Source organism: Steroidobacter sp. (genome assembly GCF_016790065.1).
Classification (GTDB): domain Bacteria; phylum Pseudomonadota; class Gammaproteobacteria; order Steroidobacterales; family Steroidobacteraceae; genus Steroidobacter.
The window spans coordinates 1-6,757 of record NZ_JAEUPY010000539.1; the positions used below are offsets into that span (position 1 = coordinate 1).

7 protein-coding genes and 1 pseudogene are annotated in these 6,757 nt (G+C 62.5%); 2 read left to right on the forward strand and 6 right to left on the reverse strand.

All coding sequences use genetic code 11. The features are described 5' to 3' along the window. Positions 1–294: pseudogene (locus JNL55_RS22260) on the reverse strand (hypothetical protein); the annotation flags it as partial. Positions 295–404: 110 nt separating this feature from the next. Between JNL55_RS22260 and JNL55_RS22265 the strand changes: the two are divergent. Next, the gene (locus JNL55_RS22265; RefSeq protein WP_293859105.1) at positions 405–1,238 is read left to right on the forward strand and encodes an MOSC domain-containing protein; all 834 of its coding nucleotides are present in this window, start codon (positions 405–407) and stop codon (positions 1,236–1,238) included. A gap of 3 nt (positions 1,239–1,241) precedes the next feature. On the opposite strand, the gene JNL55_RS22270 is transcribed toward JNL55_RS22265, so the two are convergent. The 4 genes from JNL55_RS22270 to JNL55_RS22285 form a co-directional block, all read right to left on the reverse strand. After that, on the reverse strand, positions 1,242–1,505 hold the full coding sequence (locus JNL55_RS22270) for a hypothetical protein (protein WP_293859108.1): 264 nt from the start codon (positions 1,503–1,505) through the stop codon (positions 1,242–1,244). Positions 1,506–1,694: 189 nt separating this feature from the next. Continuing rightward, complete coding sequence (locus tag JNL55_RS22275; RefSeq protein ID WP_293859111.1) at positions 1,695–2,825, reverse strand: acyl-CoA dehydrogenase family protein; 1,131 nt, start codon at positions 2,823–2,825, stop codon at positions 1,695–1,697. Positions 2,826–2,840: 15 nt separating this feature from the next. After that, positions 2,841–4,037, reverse strand: coding sequence for an acyl-CoA dehydrogenase family protein (locus JNL55_RS22280; protein ID WP_293859114.1), 1,197 nt, complete (start codon positions 4,035–4,037; stop codon positions 2,841–2,843). Positions 4,038–4,063: 26 nt separating this feature from the next. After that, positions 4,064–5,158, reverse strand: coding sequence for a phosphotransferase (locus tag JNL55_RS22285; RefSeq protein WP_293859117.1), 1,095 nt, complete (start codon positions 5,156–5,158; stop codon positions 4,064–4,066). Between the two features lie 245 nt (positions 5,159–5,403). Here JNL55_RS22285 and JNL55_RS22290 point away from each other — a divergent pair, with 245 nt between their 5' ends. After that, the gene (locus JNL55_RS22290) at positions 5,404–6,486 is read left to right on the forward strand and encodes an XdhC family protein (RefSeq protein WP_293859120.1); all 1,083 of its coding nucleotides are present in this window, start codon (positions 5,404–5,406) and stop codon (positions 6,484–6,486) included. On the opposite strand, the gene JNL55_RS22295 is transcribed toward JNL55_RS22290, so the two are convergent. Continuing rightward, on the reverse strand, positions 6,483–6,757 hold a 275-nt coding region (locus JNL55_RS22295; protein WP_293859123.1), incomplete at its 5' end, for a hypothetical protein. The two genes, JNL55_RS22290 and JNL55_RS22295, sit on opposite strands and share 4 nt — an antisense overlap.

A 6,757-nucleotide genomic window follows, 5' to 3' on the forward strand; every position in this document is an offset into this window, starting at 1 on the left:
GCCGAAATATTCATTGATGATGTCGGTCATCAAAAACACGAACGGCCATAACAACACGCCGCTGGTGAATGACAACGAGCCGCTCTGGCCGAACAGATTCCAGTTCAGCGGCATCAGCCCGAGGGTGGGTTCCAGCGCGAAAATTTTGACGCCGACGAACTCGGCAATGATGGCGTTACAAACCAGAAACGACGCCAGCACGGTAAACAAGCGTGCGGCGCGGTTGTCGATGGGATGATCGGCCACCGCCGGCGCGGCCGGGCCAGTGGAGGGAGAGCGCTCGCCAGGTGTCATTCTCGTTTCCTTTAGGCACGAGTATGCACCACCGGCCGCCGTGCCGTCCCGGCGCGGACCGGTTATGCTTCGGCCCTCAATCAGCTCTTCACTGGCGCACGGTTACGGTCATGGTCCAGATCACCGAACTGAATATTTATCCGGTCAAGTCTTGCCGCGGCATCGCGCTGACTCAGGCCCGCCTCACCGACACCGGCTTTGCGCACGATCGCGAATGGCTGGTTGTCACCCCGGAGAATCGTTTCCTGACGCAGCGTGAACGGCCGCTGCTGGCGCAGGTGGCAACCGCCATCGTCGGCGACAGCCTGGTGCTACGTAAACCGAATGGCGCGGACTTGAGCTTGCCGCTGGATTTGACCGGCCCGGAAGTAGCAGTGACCATCTGGCGCGACAAAGCCGCCGCCTTCGATGCCGGCGACGCCGCCGCCACCTGGCTCACCGAACACCTGGGTAAACCGGCCCGCCTGGTGCGCTTCGACAAGCGCCACAAGCGGCCCAGCGACCCGAAGTGGACCGACGGCGCCGAGGTGCTGAATCAGTTCTCCGACGGCTATCCCTGGCTGCTGATCTCGCAGGGCTCGCTCGATGAATTGAATCGTCGCCTGCCGCAACCGCTGCCCATGAACCGCTTCCGCCCCAACATCGTGGTGGACGGTTTGCCGGCATTCGGCGAGGACAGCGTGGATGAGTTCATCGCGGGTGACGTGCGCTTGAAAGTGGTCAAGCCGTGCGATCGCTGCGTGGTCACCACCACCGATCAGCTCACCGGCGAGCGCAACAGCGATGAGCCGTTGAAGGCATTGAAAGAATTTCGGTTCGACCGCGCGTTACGCGGCGTGCTGTTCGGTCAGAACATGATCCTGACCGCTGGCCTGGGCAAGGAGCTGCAGCTGGGCCAACAGCTGGACGTGACTGCTGGCACCAGCAAGGCCACGCTGAGCTGAGGATCAGCCGCGGTCGCGGCTCATCACGCGAGACAGGCGACGCAGCCCTTCGGCTTCCCAGCCAAAGCGATCTTCGGCCGCCGAGTCTTCGGCGACCGCGCTTTGGACGGCAGCCAGGCGCGGGGCGACGCGACGGATGACCGCACTCTCCCAGTCTTCGCGCACCAAGGTCTTCTCCGGATCTGCATCTTCCAACGCCGGGTTGATGTGCACCGGGCGGGGCATCTCGAGAGTGGCTTCGGGATCGTATTCGCGCTCGGTTGTCATAATCCTCGACTCGTCGGCTTCACGACCCTGACACCCTACCGATTCGCCCGACAGGGCCCTGAGCGGCGGATCACAAGGTCGATAAACAGTGGCATTTGCGGCGTACGAAGCTAGGCGCCGCGCACGCTTCGGTCTGAATGCGTGGCGCCAAACCCAGGTTCCGCTACTCGGGTTACAGTTGAGTTACTGCTAATACCCTGCCAACTGGGCGAATCGGTCGGTGTGATAGTACTGATCGCCGAAAGTTTCGGCCGCCGCCCGCGCGCGCTTCATGAAGAAGCCGATGTCGAATTCGTCCGTCATGCCTATGCCACCGTGCATTTGCACGGCTTCGTTGGTCGCAAGGCGTGCAATGTCGCTGGCCTTGGCTTTCGCCAAACACACCAGCGACGGCGCCGTCGGCTCCTGCGCATCGAGTGCCTGGAGTGTTCTCAACACCACCGAACGCACCAACTCGATCTCACAAAACAAGTGAGCTGCTCGATGTTGGAGCGCCTGGAAGCTGCCGATCTTGACGCTGAACTGCTCGCGGTCCCGCAAATAACTCAACGTACGCTCGAACGATTCCTCAGCGACGCCGAGCAACTCGGCAGCGAGCACCGCACGCCCGGCATCGAGCACGGCATCGAGCACAATGGCGCCTTTGTCGAAAGTGCCGATGATGTCGTCCTCGCCCACCACCACGTCGCGCAAATCAATCGTCGCACTGTTGCGACTGTCGACCATGGAAGTTCGCGTGATCGTGACTCCCGCGGCCTTCGGATCCACCAGGAACAGCGTGATGCCATCGCGAGAGCCGGTGTCACTGGAAGTACGAGCACTGACGATCAACCGATCCGCCACATGGCCGTCGAGCACATGTAACTTGCGACCGCTCAGCTTGTATTTGCCCGCGCATCGGGTCGCGATTTGATACGGCGAGTGCCGCACCGATTCGTCGCTCGCGAACGCGATCAACAAGTCGCCGCTCGCGATGGCCGGCAGCAATGTTTCTTTTTGCGCAGGCGTACCGCCGCGTAACAGGGCTGTTACCGCCAGTACGGCGCTCGACAGCAACGGAGTAGAGCTCAGGTTGCGCCCGACTTCCGCGGCGATCAGCCCGGCGCCGACGAATCCAAAGCCCACACCGCCATGCTCCTCAGGCACCAGCACGCCGGCCCAACCCATGTCGGCCATTTCTTTCCAAACATCGCGACTGAAGCCGATCGGATCGATGTCATCGCGCAACTTGCGGAGTTGTGAGACCGGCGCGCGCTCGGCGGCGAAGCGCTTGGCTGCGTCACGGAACATCGACTGGTCGTCAGTGAGTATCAAAGTCATGTCAGATCCTCCGTGTCAGGCGCCAGGCAAGCGCAACACGCTCTTGCTGATGATGTTGAGCTGCACTTCTGACGTGCCGCCTTCGATGGAGTTGGCCTTGGTCCTGAGCCACATCGCCGCCAGCTGTTCTTCGCTGGGCGAATCGCCGAATTTCAAGCCGTCGCTGCCGGCCACCGACATGCTCAGCTCGGCGCGCCGTTTGTTGAGCTCGGTGCCGTAGTACTTGAGCATCGAGGACATGGCGCCAGTCTCGTTGCCGGCCTTGGCTTCGTCGGTGACTCGACTCATGGTGAGCGCGAACGCCAGCGCATCCATCTCGAAGCGCGCTATATCGGTTCGCAGCGCCGGCTCCGCCAAGCGTCCCGCCGCCAGGCCGATGCTCTTGACCGCAAGCTGACTGAGCGGCGTCACGCGTTGCGTGCCCATGCCACCGATCATGTTGCGTTCGTGGGTCAGCAAATACTTCGCGATGGTCCAGCCTGTATTCAACTCGCCCAGCAAGTTCGGCTTGGGCACTTTGACGTTGTCGAAAAAAGTCTGGGTGAATGGCGAATAGCCCGAGATCAACCGAATCGGCCGCGTGGTGATGCCAGGCGACTCCATGTCGAACAACAGGAAGCTGATGCCCTCTTGTTTCTTGCCGGCGAAGTCGGTGCGGACCAGGCAAAAGATCCAGTCGGCCTTGTCGCCATAACTGGTCCAGATCTTGGAACCGTTGATGACGAAATGATCGCCGGCATCGTCGGCACGCGTCTTCAGCGACGCCAGATCCGAGCCCGCGCCCGGTTCCGAATAACCCTGACACCAGCGAATTTCGCCGCGCGCGATCTTGGGAATATGTTCGCTCTTCTGTTGCTCGTTACCGTACTTGAGCAACGCTGGGCCGAGCATCGAGATACCGAACGAAGTGAGCGGCGGCCGGCATTTCAGAGCCGCCATTTCCTCACGCAACACGCGTGCTTCGTCTTTGCTCAAACCACCGCCGCCGTATTGTTTGGGCCACTCCGGCACAGTCCAGCCGCGCTCGGCCATGTTTTGCAGCCACACGCGCTGCGCCTCGCTCTTGAATTGAAAGTGCCGGCCGCCCCAACAAATGTCGTACTCGTCAGCCACCGGTTGACGCATCTCGGCCGGACAGTTCGCTTCCAGCCACGCGCGAGTATCGCGGCGGAACGCATCCAGCGTCTGATCGGAATCCAATTGCGCGGACATGAGGGTCTCCTGGAAAAATCTATTCGCTAGTCGGCACGTTGGGTCATGGCGCGGCCAGCTGCTGCGAACGCCTTGGCGTGCTCTCCGTACTGGATCGCGCGCTGATCGGCGGCGTTACCTTGTAACGCACGCGCGTACACGCCTTGAGTAATCGCAGCCATGCGAAAACAGGCAAACGACAAGAAGAACGGCCAGTCGGCGATGCGCTCGCGACCGGAATATTTGCAATACAACGCCAGGAATTCGGCTTCGTTCGGAATACCCAGCGCGGCAATGTCGATACCCGCCAAGCCGCCGCTGCCCAACTCGCCGGGCGGAATGCGGTAGTACATGCAAGCGTAGGCAAGATCGCTCAGCGGATGACCCAGCGTGGCCAGCTCCCAGTCCAGCACCGCGATGATGCGAGGCTCGGTGGCATGCAGAATGGTGTTACCGATGCGATAGTCGCCGTGAACGATGGCCGTCTCGTCGTTGGCCGGCAGATGCGCGCCGAGCCAGGCCATGAGCGCGTCCATATCGGCGTTGTCGTCGCTTTTGGACGCCAGATACTGCTTGCTCCAGCGTTCCAGCTGCCGCCGGACATAGCCTTCGGGCTTGCCAAAATCGGCCAGACCGCAGGCTCGATAATCGACGGCATGCAACTGGGCGGCGACTCGTGCGTAGTCGGTGTAAATGCCACGACGCTCTGCCGGCGTCAGATTTGGCAATGTCACATTGGTAATCACGCGGCCATCGATGTGATCCATCACATAGAACGGCGTACCGATGATGCTCGGGTCTTCGCACAGGACGCGCGCACGAGGCACCGGCACTTGGTCGGCAGGCAGCGCATGCAGGATGCGGTATTCGCGTTCGACCAGATGCGCCGACGGCAACAGCTTGCCCGGCGGCTTTTTACGCAACACGAACTTCCGCGTCGGTGTCTGGATCAGGTAGGTCGGGTTGGATTGACCGCCCTGAAACTGGCGCAGCTGCGCCGGCCCGGCGAAATCGTCCAGATGCTGTTGCAGGTACTGCCACAGCGGCGCCTCATCGAACCGGTGCTGCGGCAAAACCTCGATCAGGGCAACGTCCGAGTTGGGCTGCGTTGAATCAGCGGTATGTAGTGGCGGCCCGGACATGCTGGTCGTCTCCCCCTGGATCGGCCCGTCATTGTATGCGGCTTCAGGGTGCGCTCGGAACTGCGCACTCGTCCAGAATTGACAGGGCGGCATGTCCCCGTGGCGCCGTCCCGCCAGTCGAAACGCTGACGGAAATTTAGCCGCCCGCGGAATTGCCGGATTAGGCAAGCCGGGCCGGCGCTTTGGGCATGCAGCGCCGCGACGAAGCTGGGACAATTCTCCGCCTAGGTAGCCAACCGACCTCCATGACCCAACCAGGCTTGATTCACTCGGGCGTCGCCACCGACGAATTCTTTCGTGACTCCATGGACCGGGGTGAGCCGCTGGTCCTCGCCACCGTGGCACAGACGCTGGGCTCGACCTATCGCAAGGCCGGCGCCCAGATGCTGATCGCCGGTGATGGCCGAGTCGCCGGCCTGCTCAGCGGCGGCTGCCTGGAAGCGGACCTGATGGAGCGCGCGCTGTTGGTCTTGCGCACCGGCGAGCCGGCCACGGTCCACTACGACACTCGCAGCTCCGACGATGTGATCTGGGGCATCGGCCTGGGCTGCGAAGGCGCGATGACCATTGTGTTGAGCCGCCTGGATCCCGCCAACGACTATCAACCGTTCAAGTTCGCGGCGCGCTGCCGGTTCGATCAAACCGACGCGCGCTTCGCCATCGTCACCGAATCGCGCAATCCCAAGCTGCCGCTGGGCGCCGCATTCTGGACACAGAACAAACATTCGTCGCCAGCCGTAGTAGCAACGGCCATGAATGTGTCGACGCCGCGCGGCGCCGGCCCCTCGAGCGAAGTCATCGCCGCCGACGATGCGACCTTCCTGGTCGTGCCCATCGAATTGCCGCCGCGTTTGTTATTGCTGGGTGCAGGACCGGACGCGATGCCGCTGGTGGAAATCGCCGGCCTGATGAATTGGCAGGTCACGGTGCTGGATCATCGCCCAGCGTATGCGATCGCCGAACGTTTCCCGCGAGCGCGGCGTGTCGCACTCAAAGCGGCGGCTGAGCTGCCGGAGGAACTGCGAGTCGGGCAGTACGACGCCGCCGTGGTCATGAGTCATCACTTGATCTCGGATCAGGCTTATCTCGCCGCCCTGTCCGATAGCTCGATTCCTTATGTCGGCCTGCTCGGCCCGGCGCCCCGGCGCATTCGCTTGTTGCACGAGATCGGCGCCAAAGCCGCGCAACTCAGCGGCCGCCTGTACGGACCCATCGGGCTGGATATCGGCGCACGCTCGCCGGAGACCATTGCGCTGGCCATCGTGGCGGAAATTCAGTCCGTCATGGCCGGGCGCGACGGCGGTTCGTACAGCAAAGCGGTGGGTTAACCTCGGCGTAGGTCGCGCAACACGCGGCGGGCGTGCTTGTCGGGCCGACCATCCGGCGCCGGAGCAGCCAGTCGACTTCGCTCCCGCTGCAGCTCGCGGGCCGCGATACTTTGCTCGGTCTCGGTGTAGTACAGCCGGGCTTCAGGCGCCGGCCCACGCCGCACCGGCATGCCGCGCACGATCAGTTCCAAGCGCGTTTCATCCTTGGTGATGTTCAGCCGGTCATCGACGTGCACCACTCGCGAGGGTTTGACCCGATCGCCATTCACAT

Bases quoted from the DNA above. Each gene is read 5' to 3' on its own strand.
- JNL55_RS22265 (WP_293859105.1), top strand. From the start codon at position 405: ATGGTCCAGATCACCGAACTGAATATTTATCCGGTCAAGTCTTGCCGC.
- JNL55_RS22270 (WP_293859108.1), bottom strand. From the start codon at position 1,505: ATGACAACCGAGCGCGAATACGATCCCGAAGCCACTCTCGAGATGCCC.
- JNL55_RS22275 (WP_293859111.1), bottom strand. From the start codon at position 2,825: ATGACTTTGATACTCACTGACGACCAGTCGATGTTCCGTGACGCAGCC.
- JNL55_RS22280 (WP_293859114.1), bottom strand. From the start codon at position 4,037: ATGTCCGCGCAATTGGATTCCGATCAGACGCTGGATGCGTTCCGCCGC.
- JNL55_RS22285 (WP_293859117.1), bottom strand. From the start codon at position 5,158: ATGTCCGGGCCGCCACTACATACCGCTGATTCAACGCAGCCCAACTCG.
- JNL55_RS22290 (WP_293859120.1), top strand. From the start codon at position 5,404: ATGACCCAACCAGGCTTGATTCACTCGGGCGTCGCCACCGACGAATTC.